9 protein-coding genes and 2 pseudogenes are annotated in these 16414 nt (G+C 67.1%); 7 read left to right on the forward strand and 4 right to left on the reverse strand.

Features of this window, described 5'->3' with window-relative positions; genetic code table 11:
- Positions 1-100 precede the first annotated feature (100 nt).
- Both OG798_RS29785 and OG798_RS29790 read left to right on the forward strand, forming a co-directional pair.
- A complete protein-coding gene (locus OG798_RS29785) occupies positions 101-895 on the forward strand; it encodes a GntR family transcriptional regulator (protein WP_328757965.1) in 795 nt (264 codons plus the stop codon).
- Complete coding sequence (locus tag OG798_RS29790) at positions 892-1566, forward strand: YdcF family protein (RefSeq protein ID WP_328757966.1); 675 nt, start codon at positions 892-894, stop codon at positions 1564-1566. The genes OG798_RS29785 and OG798_RS29790 overlap by 4 nt, the downstream gene beginning before the upstream one ends.
- A 410-nt stretch (positions 1567-1976) precedes the next feature.
- Here OG798_RS29790 and OG798_RS29795 read toward each other — a convergent pair whose 3' ends face one another.
- From OG798_RS29795 to OG798_RS29810, 4 genes and pseudogenes are all read right to left on the reverse strand, one after another.
- Entirely contained in the window at positions 1977-3059 is a 1083-nt protein-coding gene (locus OG798_RS29795) for an RICIN domain-containing protein (RefSeq protein WP_328757967.1), read from the reverse strand.
- Positions 3060-4385: 1326 nt separating this feature from the next.
- Positions 4386-4787 carry a hypothetical protein gene (locus OG798_RS29800; protein ID WP_328757968.1) on the reverse strand — a complete coding sequence of 134 codons (402 nt, stop codon included), beginning with the start codon at positions 4785-4787 and terminating at the stop codon, positions 4386-4388.
- A gap of 225 nt (positions 4788-5012) precedes the next feature.
- Positions 5013-8126 (reverse strand): tetratricopeptide repeat protein, encoded by a 3114-nt coding sequence (locus tag OG798_RS29805; RefSeq protein WP_328757969.1) that lies wholly within the window; start codon positions 8124-8126, stop codon positions 5013-5015.
- Between the two features lie 693 nt (positions 8127-8819).
- Positions 8820-9250: pseudogene (locus OG798_RS29810) on the reverse strand (tyrosine-type recombinase/integrase); the annotation flags it as partial.
- Here OG798_RS29810 and OG798_RS29815 point away from each other — a divergent pair.
- The 5 genes and pseudogenes from OG798_RS29815 to OG798_RS29835 all read left to right on the forward strand — a co-directional run.
- Positions 9223-9460 (forward strand): annotated as a pseudogene (locus OG798_RS29815) (DUF2201 family putative metallopeptidase); the annotation flags it as partial. The pseudogenes OG798_RS29810 and OG798_RS29815 sit on opposite strands and share 28 nt — an antisense overlap.
- A 218-nt stretch (positions 9461-9678) precedes the next feature.
- Positions 9679-11547 carry a hypothetical protein gene (locus tag OG798_RS29820; protein WP_143670774.1) on the forward strand — a complete coding sequence of 623 codons (1869 nt, stop codon included), beginning with the start codon at positions 9679-9681 and terminating at the stop codon, positions 11545-11547.
- A 355-nt stretch (positions 11548-11902) separates the two neighbouring features.
- Positions 11903-12160 (forward strand): hypothetical protein, encoded by a 258-nt coding sequence (locus OG798_RS29825; RefSeq protein ID WP_267062488.1) that lies wholly within the window; start codon positions 11903-11905, stop codon positions 12158-12160.
- A 165-nt stretch (positions 12161-12325) separates the two neighbouring features.
- Positions 12326-13405, forward strand: coding sequence for a hypothetical protein (locus OG798_RS29830; RefSeq protein ID WP_328757970.1), 1080 nt, complete (start codon positions 12326-12328; stop codon positions 13403-13405).
- A gap of 188 nt (positions 13406-13593) precedes the next feature.
- A complete protein-coding gene (locus tag OG798_RS29835; RefSeq protein ID WP_328757971.1) occupies positions 13594-16398 on the forward strand; it encodes an amino acid adenylation domain-containing protein in 2805 nt (934 codons plus the stop codon).
- Positions 16399-16414 lie beyond the last annotated feature (16 nt).

Genomic DNA, 16414 nt, shown 5'->3' on the forward strand with positions numbered 1-16414 from the left:
TAGGACTGCGAGCGGCCTGAGATGACAGTGGCACGCAGTCCTAGGACTGTCAATAGTCCTAGGACTGTGCTTCACTAGTTCGCGTCGAGAGGAGTTCTGCGTGGCACCGAAGTGGCGCGACCTGGCGGACAGGCTCGCGGAGCAGATCAGGAACGGTGAGTATGCACCGGGCGCCCAGTTGCCCCAGATCAGAGAGTTGGTCGACGCGGGGGAAGGGTCTAAGGCCACCGTTCATCAGGCCTACAAGGCTTTGGAGGCTGAAGGCCTGGTGACGTCTACACGCGGTCACGGCACCGTGGTGCGTCCGCGCACTCCCCTCAAGCGGCTCGGCATCGCCCGTTACGACAAGGCGAAGTGGCGTGACGGGGACGAGGTTGCGTTCATCGCTGACCGCGTTGCCTCAGGCCGGGCGTATAAGCGCAACGAGCAAACGCAGACCGTGGGCCGCGTGCAGGCGAACAGCCTTGTGGCGGAGGGACTAGGTGTCCCAGTCGGTTCTGAGGTGTACTCGCGCGCCCGCCTCGTGAAGGAGGGAACGCAGCCGACCCATACCCTGACCAGCTATTACAGACCGGAGCACGTTGAGGGAACACGCATCGTCGACCCCACTCCGGGCCCTGCCGGCCGTGGCGGCGGATACCGGGTCCTCTATGACGCCGGGTACGAGATCGACCACATGAGGGAGGCCTTGTTCGCCCGAGTCCCGACCGCGGACGAGGTGCAGCTCCTGCAACTCCCTGTCGGTGAACCCGTGGTCGAGCTTCACCGGACCACGTACACGGCAGATGGCACGGTGGTCGAGTTCGCGGTGGGTATCCACTCAGCTTCTCGCTTCGCGTGGGAGTACGACTTCAAGGTTCCGGACTCGGCACAAGACAGGAAGGGCCAGGAATGATCTCGGCACAGGCATGGGCGGATACCCGACTTCTTTGGGACTACCACCGCATGCACCACGATCCGCGGCCCTGTTCGGTGGCTGTCGGTCTGGGTAGCCACGACCTGGGGGTGGCTGACGTGACAGCGGAGCTGTATCACCAAGGCATGGCGCCGGTCATCGTGTTCACTGGGGCCACCAGCCCCACGACCCGAGCGCGCATGCCGCGTGGAGAGGCTGTCCACTACCGAGAGCGGGCTTTGCAGCTCGGGGTGCCTGATTCCGCCGTCCTCCTGGAACCGCGCGCGACGAATACCGGCGAGAACATCGAGTTCACGAAAGCGGTACTGGTCGAGGCTGCCATCACGGTCTCGTCTGTCCTGCTTGTAAGCAAGCCGTATGAAGAGCGACGTTCGTACGCCATGATGCGCAAGCTCTGGGCTGACGTCGAGGTTGTGTGCGCATCTACGCCGATGGGTCTGGAGGAATACGCCGACTCCATCGGGGACGCTCGCATGGTGATCGACATGATCGTGGGAGCCCTACAACGAGTGCTCGTTTTCCCCGGCTGGGGCCTGGCCATCGAGCAGGATGTCCCGGATGCGGTTGTGGCCGCCTACAAGCGCCTTTGCGCCGAGGGCTTCACCACTCGACTCCTGCCGGCTGACGTTGTCGCCCGTCCTGGCGCGTGACCCCAGGGCGGCAACCCCCACAGTGTTCGAATTCTGTCGGACGTGCCGTACAAGGGAGGCCTCGGCGATGATCCGGGGCCTCTTGCATTGGTTTGCTGAGACTTGAGGGGCCGAGGTTTTCTCCGTCGGCCCCCTTTGTGTGTTCGTAGGCGATGGGCGGGGACGTCACCTCACTACGGAGCAGAAGGTAGTCGTAATCTCGCCGCACCTGATCTGTCGGAGAGCCGCCCACGACAGTCACCAGCGGGAAGCAGGCAGCATGATGGCCTTCGATCTCGGGGCCAAGAGCCTGGCGCGGTGAAACTTTCCCTGCATCATCAAGGCCCAGGAACGGCACGAGCGCGCACAGCCTCTGCGCTAGATCTGTGAGAGCCCGGGGGTGAAATCACCCGGGCTGCCCGACAGATATATCAACTGAGGGCAAAGTTTTGCGTCCAGTAGATTCGGGAGTTGTGGCCGTTGGCGTTGCCCACGCCGAGCACCCTGTAGCTACAGTCAAGGATCGCCGCGCGATGTCCCCAATTGGATGCCTCATCGTGATGCAACCAATTATCCATCGCCTGAGCGAAAGTCTGGTTGGTGCCGTAGCTCCAGTTCTCAGGACGCTGTGCGGGGGTGAAGTCCTCCGCTTTTATCCGATCCGCGGGCATAGTGTTGTCTGAGCCTATGTGGCCTCGCTTAGGATCGCCGCTGCGCGCGTCGATGAGTGTTGCGTAGTTAACAGCCAGATCCACGCTGTGTTTGTGCGCTACCCCGCTGAGTCGGGGGTCAAGACGCACACTCGGATCGCCGCACTTACCCTCGTCGCGTCGCGCCTGAATGATCTGGTCGACTATTTGTTTCGAATCAGGAGGCATCGGCGGAAGGGGGCGAGGCTCAACGGCTGTGCCAGGATGAGCCTGACCACTTGTTTCGGTTCCCCACGCTTGATTGACCCACCAAGGGTCACCAGTGCTCCTGGCGCACGTGAACTGTTGCAGCAAAGCGCCTTGCTGGGGTGGGTTGGGAAAATTCGCGTTTCCTGCGTCGAGACACTTTCCGCTGTGTTTTGACCGAATCAGGTATCCCACAACGTTTTCACTGCAACCGTTGCCGCTGGGGCGGCAGCCTGGGTCCCCTATATCCACGAATTCCCAAAGCTGGTTGGCGCCGCCATTGCATGCCCATTGAACGACTTGTACCCCGTTGTCCTTGGAATCACCGTAGAGCCCCAGACACTTGCCTGAATGCCGTGCGACGGCCTTATAGCCCCTCCCGCCGCCTGCGTCCACGAAGTCGAACTGCTCGTTTTTTGCATCGTTACTCCGTTGCCAGAGGTTGATAAACTGGCCATCTTCCGGACGCGCATTCATGACGTTTACTACCAACCCGGAACTTTGGTTGTAGATGAATTCGCCACCAGAAGGATCGGCTTTAGCCGGGCTGGGAGTCAGTAGGCCGAGCCCCATCAGAAGCGCTGTCAGCAAGGCCAGCCGGGATGCGTTTTTTCCCATCGCTGCGCTCCACTTCATGAAAGGCCAATGGGAGATGCATAACTCGACGGTGGGCAGCTGACATAAGGGAGGTTGGGGTGGGGAGGTAGGGTAAGCGCGATCCACCGTCAAGCCGTGGAACCTAGGAAGCGCCAGAGACTTCCTCGAAATTTCCAGGATCGCAGAATCGACAATGAAGAGATCCAGTGCGCTACAGACCTGCCAGTGCCTCGCCGTGGTGAGCCCCCTACTAGGACCTCAAAGGCCGTAATCCATTATCACTCGCATGAAGAGGGGGTGCAACTCGAAGAATCGCTGCAACAGTTTGTGGTGAGCCCTCAGACTCAATCGAGGTTGCCGCATTGTTGGCGGATTTCACTGGTGTCGCTGGCGCGTTCTTTGCTCAATTCTCCATTTCGTATGCGGAAACAGGGCACTTGCCGCTCTGCTGCGGTGGCGGTGGCATGGCTATGCAGAGCCTGGCGAAAGCACGGCTCGTCCCCCACCTGGCCCCCGACAAGAGCGGGTTTCTCGCTTTGGCCAGTTCAGGGGCGCAGGCGCGCTGTTGGTGGCTGGTGCTCCTCCGGATGGAGGCTGCCATACCCGTTGGGCGGACCATCATGGGCCACCGGTGGGCCAGCAGGTCAGTTGCGGGCTGGATCGATGGTGTGGCTGGACGGGATCTCGGGGGTGGTCTGGAGCCACGCGACCGTGAGGGTCCAGGGGCGGCGGTGAACGGTGGCCCGCGGATCTCTGGCTGGATCGCTCAGTGCTCCGCACGGCCGGCGGAACATGGGCTCGTGGACGAAAGCGCAGCTCCGAGCCCCGTGGCGTGACGGCAGTCTTTGACGGCAACACCCGTGCACATTGCCGTATCGGGAGAACCAGCCGCGCACCTCGCAGGCCAGGCCGGACGACTGCACCCCTGGTCATTGGACTGTTGGGGGGAACTTGTAAGGCGAGGGTCATAAGCCGGGCTTGCCAGCAGAGTGCCCTCCTCGGGGGACCGTAGATGACCCAGGGGCACGGGTCCCGGTCTCAGTTGCAGTCTCAGTTAGCGCTGATTCCAGGGCGGTTCGCTTCAATCCATAGCCGTCCGACATGGCGGCTGACCAGGCGCGCAAGGCTTGTGGTGGACGCCTATGGACGCCCCCGGACCAAGATCGGACAGCTCTTAGTGCGGTGTTCACGCACGAGCGCCCTCCCGGGCAGTGGTAGGGCGCTCAACGATGACCAACGTCGACACCGCGACAGTTCAGTAGCAGGTGGCCGCTTCGATTCGGTTTGCTGCCACGGGCTGGTGACCCGAGGCGGTGGGACCGGTGCCGCGTTCGGGCTGGGGCGGGGTCACGGACGGATCGTTGTGTTGTCTCCAGTGACGGCCGTGCCGATCGTCTGTGCGGCGATAGACCGTTCACCGGACGCGGTGATCGTCACCGCACCGGTCGGGGGAAGCTGGGCGGCCAGTTCGGCAAGCAAATGCGGATTCTCCCTTAGCGTCCGCTTGATCTGCTGACGTAGCGCGGCAGCAGCGTCGGCGTCCTCCGGCTCCTCGGCCGCCTCACGCACCGCCGCCTCCAGCTCGGGCTGTCCGGCCGGGCCCCGGCGCCGCCAGACCGCGTGCAAGATGCTGCGCCCTGCATTTGCCGTGGCTCCCACCGCAGCGTCCTCAGCTCGGGCCAGTACCCCCGCACCATAGGCACCCAGAGCCGCGCTTAGATACGGCCCTGCCTGCTCCAGAAACTGCACGATCTCCGCTCCCACAACCCACCCCCGAAATCCTGTCAATGACTGACGCCAGGGCATCAGATTAAGCCGCCCAGCCAGCGTGCACGCGGCAACTTTGCATTCGCGGAACGTCGACCGGTCTTACTCCACACGAGCCAGCGAACACCTTCCCGCCCCTGGCGCCGCCTGGCTACGCTCCCGACTGCCAGATCGCTGACCAGGGAAACGGAGAACTTCAATGGAGTGCTAACGGTCAGGCCTCGAAATGGCGTTCTCGGATGCGTCGATCTTTGCGCGGATCTGAGCGACGAGCGGGTTCTCCGGGCCCAGGGTGGGCTCGATCCGGCCGAGGGCTACGCGATAGACGGCGATCGCTTTTTGGTGTGCGCCGGCTTCCTGGTGGGTGTCCGCCAGGGTGAGTTGGGCGTTCAGGACGTTGGGGTGGTCGCCGAGGGTCTGCTGCCAGTGGGTGAGGTTGGTTTCGTACAGCGGCACAGCCAAGTCGGGTTGGTCGTTGGCCCGGTAGATCTCAGCCAGATACTGCCGTTGCTTGACTGTGTTCGGGTGGGTGACGCCGAGTTCCTTCTCGGCGAGCGCAATGCTGTGTTCCAGCAGTTCGGTCGCTCGGGGGAGGCCGCCGGACCCGCCGAGGGCGCGGGCCAGCATGGCGGTGCAGTGAAGTGTTTGCGGGTGGACGCGGCCGAGTTCGGCCTCCAGCTGGGCGCGGACGTCCTCCAGGACGGCGACTGCCTGTGCCGCATTGTCGGACTCCATGTGAGCGGCGGCCAGGTTTATCCGGCTGGTGACCGTGTGCGGGTGTGTGTCGCCGAAGCTGAGGCTGGCGTTGCACACGGCGGCTTCGAGGAGCTGGACGGCGCGCGGAGCGTCGCCAACTGTGAGGTGTGCGAGGGCCAGGTTGCTCCGACACACCATGGTGTGCGGGTGGTCCTCGCCGAGCGAACGGACGCACCGCTCCAGCGTTGACTCAGAGAGAGGCACGGCCCGTGCCGGATTGTTCGTCTGGCGTAGTGCGTCGGCCAGGCCGATGTAGTTGGCCAGGGTGTCCGGGTGGGACTCGCCGAAGACTTGCTCGCACTGGGCGACGACGGTTTCGAACAGCGGAACGGCGCGATCAGGGTCGCCCGTCGCGAGGTGTGCATTCGCGAGGCCGCTTCGGGTGGCGATGGTATGGGGGTGGGTTTCGCCGAGCAGCGTGGCACGGTGCTTGAGGATGGTGTCGTACTGGGCGATCGCCCGTCCATCGTGGCCGGCGGCCTGGTATGCCCGCGCCAGCCCGTTCCTGGTGGTCAAGGTCTGGGGATGAGCGTTGCCGAGGAGGTGGGCGCTCTGCGCGGCCGCGGTCTCCAGCAATGGAAGCGAACGGGTGGAGTCTCCAGCGTCTCGGTAGGCGCAGCCGAGGTTCGCACGGACGGCAATGGTCTCTGGGTGCGCCTCGCCGTACACCTCCTCGCATCGGGCCAGGGCCGTCTCGAGGTGCTGCGCTGCCAGGCCAGGGCGTCCGGCGGTCAGATAGGCGTAGGCAAGGTTGTTCCGGCTGGTGATGGTTTCGGGATCGCTGTCGCCGAGCGCCTGCTGCCGTTGTGCGAAGACGGCGGTGTACATCGGAATGGCGCGGGACAGGTCGCCGGAAGCGAGGTAGACCGCTGCTAGACCGTGCTGGCTGGTCAGCGTGGCAGGGTGGGTTGGTCCTAGGAGCCGCTGGTACTGCGTCAGTGTGGCCTCATGCAGAGAGACAGCACGATCCAAGTCGCCGGATGCATGGTAGGCGCGGGCCAGTTCCTCGCAGCTGACGAGAGTGGCGGGGTGATCGTTGCCGAGTGTGTGCCTACGCCGGGACAACGTCTCCTCGTGAAGTGTGATGGCACGGGCCGGATCGCCGTAGTCACAGTACGAGTTGGCAAGGTTGAAGGCGACAGTCAGCGTCCCCGGGTGCGAGTCGCCGAGTACCTGGGCGCACTGGGCGACCAAAGGTTCGAGGATGGCGATGGATCGTTCGAAGTCGCTGGCTCCGTGGTAGGCGTTGGCCAGGTTCGCGCGGACCTTCATGGTGAGTTCGTGCTCGGCGCCGACGAGCGCTTCGCAGCGGGCGAGGGCCGCCGTGAGCAGCGGAACGGCGCGGGCGTCATGACCGAGGCCCTGGAGGTAGCTTGCAGCGCTCGCGTACCGTCCGGCGGGAAAGGTGTCAGCGTGTCCGTCAGGAGTGGTGGCCGCGAGCGCGACGAGGTGCGGGAGGAGCCGATCCCAGGCGGGGGACCGGCCAGAGTCGGGCGGTTCTCCCATGGGGGCGACCGTGGCGCTCAGCAGCCTTTCGGCCTCTAGCCTGCCGGTTGGCGCGCTGTCACCGACGGGCGACTGGTTCCGGAGTGTGGTCTGGACGAGGCGGTGGATGCTCACCGAGTCCTGAGTGAGGGAGACCATGCAGTAGACAGCAAGCACCCCAAGGGCTTCGTGAAGGTCGTCGCTGTCGTCGGTGATAGGGGTCAGCAGTCCAACTGGGATGTCGTCGGGGGCCAGCCACGCCAGTGTGGACAGGACGCGGACTGCCAGGGGGTTGCGCTCCGTGAGGGTGCTAATCGTCTGGCGCCAGATCCGGGCGACGGTGCGCTCTGGGTCTACACCCTCGGGAGCCTTGTCCAACGCTCCTATCAGCTTTCGGCGGTAGCGTTCGATGCTGATCGTCGGGTTCTGCGCGAGGTAGGCGCCGGCCTGCATCAGGGCGATGGGAAGCTGCCCCAGGTCTACTGAGAGGGCCCGGGTCTCCTGTATCTGACGGTGGGTCGGCGAAGTCGCACCGAGCACCTGGCTACAGAGGAGTTCACTCGCTGCAGCCAGGTCTAGTACGTCGAGGGCCAGCGTTGCGACGGAGGTCGGCCAGCTAGCTGATCGTCGGCTGGTAGCGATGACGTGCCCGTTAGACGTGCTGACGTAGGGCTGCAGATCGGCCGGATCCTCAACGTTGTCGAAGATCAGCAGCCACCCCGGATGCCACTGCAGCCACAACATCGCCCAGGCGGCCCGATCTTCGGTAGACGCGCTGCCGGCCCACACGGGGATCAGCCGCAGAGCGAGGTCGGCCAGCGATTGCTCGATGTGGTCGGGTGATGCGGCGGCAATCCACCACATCACGGTGTAGTCGCGTCGGTGTCTGTGGGCATACGCAAGCGCGAGGGTGCTCTTGCCGACGCCACCGAGGCCTTGGACGACGGCAGTCCCGGCGGCCGGCTGCTCAAGCGTGCCGCGCAGCCAGCCCAGCTCGCTCGTGCGGCCGAAACACAGGGGGAGCGGCGGCAGGTTGGTGAGCCCGGTAGGTGCCTGGACATCGCGCGCCGAGTTGAGCAACTCGGCCGTCAGAACGTTGACCGGGCCGGTGACCGCTGTCCCGATGTGATGGGCGGCGACGGATCCGGCCCCTATCGCCTGGAAAGTGGAGTCCGTCACCGCAGGACCCGCCGACTCCCGTGGCGAACGGTGACCTTCGACCTTTCTTTGCCCGACGGCCTACTGCGTGCCCCCATCTCCGTCCCCTCTGCAGGCCGGCTGGATGTCTCGCTCTCCAGCACGGAGCGTACGCGTTCCCATGTTCGGTCAGTATCGGCTGAACGGCGGCGAGAGTTGCATGGAATCGGGGCTTCGTCGCTGACACGATCGTTGATGTTGAGGTCGGCCACGCTCTCTTCAGGAGCCAGTGGTCTCAAGACTCCTCAGTCTCAGTTGTGGTCTCAGTTGGTGGGGAATCTGGGGTGGTCCACCTTGGTCCATGGTCGTCCGACACCAACACTGACCAGGTGTTTCGTTCTCGTGGTGGATGCCTATGGACGTCGGTGGATCAAGATCGGACAACTCGTAATGCGTAGGTCTCGGGTTCGAATCCCGAAGGCGGCTCTGTGGAAGCCCCAGGATTCTCACTCGCCGTGACCTGGGGCTTTTGCTTTTGGCGGATGCGGTGGTGGGGGTGGAAGCGGCCCGCTCGCGTGTCGGTGGTCTCAGTTCTGGTCTCAGTCACGGGTTCAGATGGGGGTGCTGAAGCGCTTCTGCTTCGGCGAGCAGGTCTTGGAACTCCTCCCAGTCCGCGCATGGGTCGAGGGGACGGCCGTCCGGCCGCGTGAAGAGCGCTTCGTGACGGGATCGGTACGGGGCTCGTACTCTTCTTGGTCTTGGGACGACCGCGCTTGTAGTGCTTGTGGGTCCGGCAGTCCTCCGAGCACGGCGCGAACCGGTGAGCCGCTGAAGCTGCCACTGAGGGTGGAACAACTCGGCTTCGAAGTCGACGTAGGTCCATCGCAGCCCCAGGGCTTCCCCCTGTCGCACATGAAGGTGGGCCGCTTGACCGCAGCTTCCAGGAAGGCCTTCGCCTGCTCGGTCGTGAACGGGTTCGCCTCGGGTTCGTCGACGGTCGGCCGATCCACGAGGGTGGCCACGTTCTCGCCGATGATCTGGCGACGGTGGGCGATCTTCAAGGCGCGTCGAGGCGCTGGGCATCCGCCCCCGGCCGGACGTCGTCGTGGTCCTGACCGACGGCCAGACCCCCTGGTCGGCCGTACGGCCGGCCTGCCGGACGTAGTGGCCTGTTCCTGTGTCAGGGCGGCCACCAGTCCCGGATCGAGGACGATCCCGACCACGTGCCGGACGTACCGCCCGACTGGGCGCGAGTGGTCGTCATCGGGTCGCCCTGACGCGGCCGACCGCTCTGGGCAGGATTCTTAACAGGACTGCGGGCAGGGACAGTTGAGGTCCTCGGCCGGTTCCGTAAACCCCGTTGCTCCTGTGTCGGGGGCAGGCGCTAGAGTCCGATGCGTTGCGTGATGTTCACAGCAACCGTACAAAGAGCGCGGCCGGCCTCCGAATATTTGGGGCGGCGGGGCCGCGCCATTCCCGTGGGGGGAATCCAGCAGTGAGAACACGCTCTTTGGTGTCGGCGGCCGTGTCCGCCGCACTGGGCGCCGCGCTCCTCGCCGCGCCGGCGCTGGCGTACGCGGACGAGGGCGGCACGTCCGGGCAGGACCCGGCGGCCACCGCGACCACGAACCCGGCGGCTGATCCGACGTCGACGGACACGCCCACCAGCGCCCCGTCCGGTACTCCTTCGGACACCCCGACCCCGTCCAACCCGCCCATCGGCGAACCGTCGGACACCCCGACCCCCGCCGATCCGACCCCGTCCGACTCGCCCTCCGGCGACCCGACGCCCGCCCCGAGCAGCAGCGCGCCTGCCGACGGCACCGGCGCCCCGGTGTTCGGCAACGTCGGTTCCGACCCTTCCGACGCGGGCTTCCTGACGGTCGCCGTCTCCTCCGATTCGGCGGTCACCGAGGTGTCCGCCGACCTGACCGAGCTGCGCGGCGCGGCCCCGGCGACCGTCGCAGTCACCGGCTTCACGCTCGTATCCGGCACGCCGCAGGACGGCGTATGGCGCTCGCCGCGCATGTCGCAACTGCCGTCGTACGGCAGCTACGACGTGACGGTCAGCGCCCAGGACAGCGACGGCGACAGCACCTCGTCGGCACACGCCACCACCGTGGACGTCGAGCCGAAGCCGGTCTTCGCCGATCGCAGCATCAGCCCCGCCGTACTGGACGTGGAGCACACGCACGTCACGCTCAGCGGCCGCATCTCGCTCTTCGACCCGATCACCGGCGACACCTCGCCACTGGCCGGCAAGACGCTGAGCGCGACGGCCGAGAACGGCGCCAGCGCCGTCACCGCCGCCGACGGCAGCTACGCGATCGACGTGACACCGAAGCTGAACGGCCTGAACGCCACGTCCGTGCCGGTCTCCCTGTCCTTCTGGATCGCCAACCCCGACGGCACGAACACCTATGTGCTCGTCGACAGCAAGACCCTGCCGGTCGTGGTCAGCCCGAGCCGGATTCGGCTGGACCACTCCAGCGTGCGGATCAAGTTCGGTGCCAAGGTGACCTCGTCCGGTGTCGTGGAGTACCTGTACGACGGCACCTGGCGCCCGGCCAAGGGCGTCGCGCTCGAAATGGGCTACTACGCCAAGGCGACGAGCGGTGCCGGCGGGCGCTTCACGCTCACCTACCCGTACATCCCTTACGACGACAGCACATTCACGGTCGAGACCAGCCTCGACAGCTACCTGGCCGACCCGTATCTGAAGGCCTCGCACGCCCAGTTCAAGGTCGATGTCATCAACCGGACGAACATCTGCTTCTGTTCGAGCTGGATCGACGAGTACTCCGACCTGCACATCCAGGGCAGCATGAGCGCCAGCAACGGCAAGGTGCCGCCGAACCGGAAGCTGTACCTCCAGCAGTCGGCCGACGGCAAGACCGGCTGGAAGTCGCTCGGCTGGTTCAACACGAAGTCCGACGGCACCTTCAACCTCGAGGGGTACGTGTCGGTGCCCAAGGGCTACTGGCGGCTGTACTCGGCGGGGTCGTCGGACTACCAGCCCGGCTACTCCAACTCCGTACACTTCAACCGCACCGCCACCCGGATCACCGGCTTCAACGCCGGTCCCGAGCCGGTGCGCAAGGGCCACACCGTGACCACCACCGGCACCTTGCAGCGGCTGAGCGGCACGAAGTGGGTGGCATTCGGCAAGCAGCGCGTCTACATCCTCTTCCAGGCCAAGGGCAAGAAGTCCTGGACGCAGTTGGGCTCCGTCAAGGCCGACTCGCACGGCCGCTTCACTGCCCGCTTCACCGCGAAGCAGGACGGCACCTGGGTCGGGGTCTATCTCGCGTCCGGCTCCTACGTGGACGCCGAGAGCTACCACGACTACGTGGACGTGCGCTGAGTAGCCTCTTCTGACGACCACGACGAAGGGCGCCCCGGGAACCCCCGGGGCGCCCTTCACCTTTACGGCAGCGTGGCCACGGCCGCCAGGAGCTCCGCCTCCATCCGGCCCGCGTCCAGGTGAACGGGGAGCGCGACGCCGTCCCATCCCGGTGACCGCCACCGTTCCCGGCCACCTGCCATGGCGCCACCACCGCATCGCACGGCCCCTGTCGCACCTGGCTTCGTGCACGTCGGGAACCGCTCCCGTTCGCAGGTCGAGGGTTGCCCGATAGAGAAGGCGTATAGGCGGATCGCGGAGTTTTGGAGGCGCTCGCCGGGACTGGCCGGCGGGGTACCGAATCCGTGGAGGACCCGTGCGTCGCCGTCCCGCCATGCTGGTCGTCGGCGCCGCCGCCGCGCTCTCGGCCGTTCCCGGACTCGCCGCGCCCGCGGTCGGCACCACCAGCGCCGACGAGTACCTCATCGGTGGCGCCCTCCATGGCGACCTCAAGCGGGTCCGCGCGGTGTGCAGCGGAGTGAAGAAGACCTCCCGCGACGCCACGGCCTGGACTTATCAGCAAGCCGTCGACGAGTTCGGCTCCGTCGCTTCCGTCGACGTCCTGGCGGCCTGAGGCCCGTTCGGTGTCCGGCGGAGCACGCCGTTCGCGGCGCGACGAGAGCCGCAACGCGGCCGGGCACATCCGCACCGGCCGCTCCTCACCCCACCGATATCGCCGATTCTCGGAGGTTCCATGTCCACTCTGCCTTCAAGTCCGCCTTCAAGCGCCACATCCGCCTTGCTCCGCAAAGCCGCCGTCGTCCTGCTGGCGGGCGGCGCCACCCTGTCGCTCACCGCGGGCCCGGCTCAGGCGGCGTCGCCCGGTTGGGAGACCCTTGCGAAGCCCAACACCGACGGCTCGCTCTATGACGTTCTGCCGGTCGGCGACGGCAGCACCGCCTTCGGCCAGACCGTCTGGGGCCGCAACAGCGGGGACGCCGAAGTCGTCCGTTACTGGCTGCGTCAGGGGACGGCGTGGAAGGAGCTGACCTACGAGAAGGATCGTGCGGACGACGGGATCTGGGCCGCCACGTCTGCCACCGACTTCTGGGTTCTGGGCAAGAAGTACCAGCAGTCCCTTTCCGTCAGCCACTGGAACGGCACGGCCTGGGAGAAGCGGAACCCGGCCGACGCGTCCGTCAACTTCCGTGGCATCAAGGCGGTTTCGGCCACCGATGTGTGGGCCGTGGGCGAGTCGCGAACGGACACCGCCACGAGTGTCCCGGGCGTCGTCGGGCACTGGGACGGCACCTCCTGGAAGGTCACCAAGCTCCCGCAGGCCGCCGGCGGCAGTACCAAGCTGAACTCCGTCCAGGTCAACTCCGCCACCGACATCTGGGCGGCCGGACAGACCTGCACGGATGTCGCGGGCACCAACTGCCGTCCGTACGTCGTGAAGTACGACGGCGCCAACTGGAAGGAGGTCGCCACGCCCACCGGCCTCACGGGCTCCCTCACCAAGGTCGTCGCCCGCGGCTCCGGTGATGTGTGGGTCGTCGGCGGTACCACCGCCCTGCACTGGAACGGCACCGGTTGGACCCGCGCGGACATCACCCTGAAGGGAGTCACGAGCTTCGCCGATCTGGCTTTCTACGGCGGACAGTTGTACGCCGGTCTGCACTCCGGCACCGACGGCGCCTTCGCCCGCTGGAACGGACAGGCCTGGGAGGCCGTCACCGGTCCCGTCTCCTACTCGGCGGACGGCGTCCGGCTGACCACGGCTACCGACGGGAGCCTGTGGGTGGCCGGCCGGACCATGTCCTTCTTCGGCAGCTCGTCGCCGTTCGCCGCCAGGCTCGCGGCGCCGGCCGCCGGCTGACGATCCGCGCGGCCGGGACTCCCCGGCCGCGGTTTCGGCACCCCCAGCCGGTTCCGGCACGGTCACTCCATCGTGCCGGAACCGGCTCCTGTGCATTGCCTCCCTCGTCACCCGTGATCCCATCCGCGTCCCCTCCCCGTCCCCTTCACGACGTCGCTCAAGACCCTTCCTCCGAAACGGAGTGACCGATGCCCCGCCCCGCCCCGGTTCCGTCTCTTCAACTCCCGCTCCTGGCGGGCCAGTCCGGCATCTGGCATGACCTCCGGGCCGGCGCCGGCAGCCAGCAGTACACCGTCGGCCTCTACACCGATGTGCGCGGACCGCTGCATGTCCCGGACTTCCAGGAAGCCGCCCGCCTCGCCGTGGCCGAGACCGAGGCGCTGCGGGTGCGATTCGTCGAAGCCGAAGCCGAAGCCGAAGCCGAAGCCGAAGCCGAAGCCGAAGCCGAAGCCGAAGCCGAAGCCGAAGCCGAAGCCGAAGCCGGAGCCGGAGCCGGAGCCGACGGGCATGGGGCGGGCTGGACCGGCGGGCGTCCGGGGCAGTACGCGGACGACGGGATCCGGCAGGAGGTCGGGCCGCCCCTCGACTGGGAGCTGCCGCTCGTCCGGGCCGGCGACGAGGCGGCCGCCCATGACTGGATGCGCGCCGACCTGGCCCGGCCCGTCGAACTCGGCAGGGATCCGCTGTTCGCCTTCGCGCTGATCACCGTCGCCCCAGAACGGCACTTCTTCTACCAGCGCGCCCACCATGTGGTCCTCGACGGGCACAGCGGTGTGCTCGTGCTGCGCCGCACCGCCGAGATCTACACCGCCCTGCGCGGGGGCCGGGATCCTTCGGAGGGCGCCCTGCCGGGCCTCGCCGAGCTCCACGCGGCACAGGCCGAGTACCGGGCGTCGGAACGGTTCACCGCGGACCGCGCCCACTGGGCCCGGCGCATGGCCGACAGGCCGGAGCCCGTCGGCCTGTCCCTCGGCCTGGCCCGGCCGCGAGGGCGTACGGAGCGCACGCAGGGCGCGGACGATCTCGTACGGAGCGCGGCGTGCATTCCGCGGGAGACCCTGGACCGGCTCGGCGCGACCGCCCGGCTGGCCCGCACCAACTGGTCCACCGGTCTCGTCGCCGCCGTCGCCGCCTACCTGCACCGCATGACCGGCCAGGACGACATCCTGCTCAGCCTGCCGGTCGTCGGCCGTGTCACGGAGGTCGCGCGGCGGACGCCCGGCATGACGGCCAACATCCTTCCGCTGCGCATCAGGGCGGACCGCGACACGACCGTCCACACCCTCATCCGCGGTGCGCTCGACGAGACCCGCCAGACCCTGCGCCACCAGCAGTACCGCTACGAGGAACTGCTCCGTGACCTGCGCGACGGCGGATCCGAGAGCGCACATCGGCAGTTCGGCCCGTTGGTCGACATCATGGGCTTCGACCTCGGCATCTCCTTCGACGGCACCCTGGGTATCGCTCACCGGCTCACCTCCGGCCCCGTCGAAGACCTGGAGATCGCGGCCTGTCCCTTGCCCGGTGAGGGGGGTCTCCAGATCCGGCTGGCCGGCCATCCCTCGCGCTACACGGAGTCCGAACTCAACGCCCACCTGCGCAGGTTCGCCCGATTCCTCGCCGCCTTCGCCGCCGATCCCGATGCCCTGGTGGGCGATGTGCCCCTACTGCTTCCGGGCGAGCGGGAGCGGCTGCTCGAGGAGTGGAACGACACCGCCGTCGAGCTGAGGCCGGCGACCGTGCACGGACTGTTCGAGGCGCAGGCCGCCACCACGCCGACCCGGATCGCCCTGATCCACGGCGAGGAGCGGCTCACCTACGCGGAGCTGAACGCGCGGGCCAACCGGCTGGCGCACCGGCTGATCGACCAGGGGGCAGGGCCGCGCACCGTGGTCGCGGTGTCGCTGCCGCCCTCGGTGGAGCTGGTGGTGGCGCTCCTCGCGGTCATGAAGTCGGGGGCGGCGTATCTGCCCGTGGACCCCGGGTATCCGGCCGAGCGGATCGCGTTCATGCTGGACGACGTCAAGTCCGTCGCCGTACTCGCGGAGCCGGCGGACGTGCGGGACACCGACGGGTGGTCCGAGAGCAACCCCGCCGCGCAGGAAGGCGCGGCCAGGCATCCGGCGTACGTCATCCACACCCCCGGTTCGACGGGGCGGCCCAAGGGCGTGGTGATCCGGCACGAGGCCGTGGCGGGCTATCTGTCCTATCTGCACGATCTGACGGGGCTCGGGGGCGACGACACCGTCCTGAACCTGGCGTCGGTGTCCTTCGACCCGTCGGTGCGGGACATCTTCGGGCCGCTGACAGCGGGCTCCCGGCTCGTCGTGGCGGAGCAGGACGAGGCCCAGGACCCGGCCGCGCTGTTCGCCCTGCTCAGGCGGCATCGGGTGACCGTGCTGCCCGCTCTGACGCCGACGATGCTGAACGCGCTCGCGGACGCGGCGCGGGATGCGGCGGGCGAGGGGGACGTACCGTCGCCCTGGCTGCGGATGGGCCTGGTCAGCGGTGAGGAGCTGACCGCCGCACACCTGCGGCGGGCGGCCTCGATCGGCGCGGACTGGCGGCTGGTCAACCAGTACGGGCCGACCGAGTCGACCATGACGGCCACCGTCCACCCGGTCGGTCCCGAGGACGGGGCGGGCGGGACGCGGCTTCCGATCGGGCGGCCGATCGCCAACGCCCGCTGCTATGTGCTCGACCGGCGGCTGCGGCCGGTGCCGCCCGGTGCGACCGCCGAACTGTACCTGGCGGGCGACGACCTGGCCGACGGGTACATGAACCGTCCCGGACTCACCGCCGAGCGGTTCCTGGCAGACCCGTACGGGCTGCGGCCGGGAGCGAGGATGTACCGCACGGGCGACCTGGCGAGCTGGCGTGCGGACGGCACCCTGGAGCTCCACGGGCGCGCCGACGACCAGGCGAGGCTGCGCGGTGTACGGATGGAACTGGGCCAGACCCAACCTGAAATTCTGCCGACATTGGCTCGATAGCCGTGAAATACGGCGC

Source organism: Streptomyces sp. NBC_00271 (assembly GCF_036178845.1).
Taxonomy (GTDB): domain Bacteria; phylum Actinomycetota; class Actinomycetes; order Streptomycetales; family Streptomycetaceae; genus Streptomyces.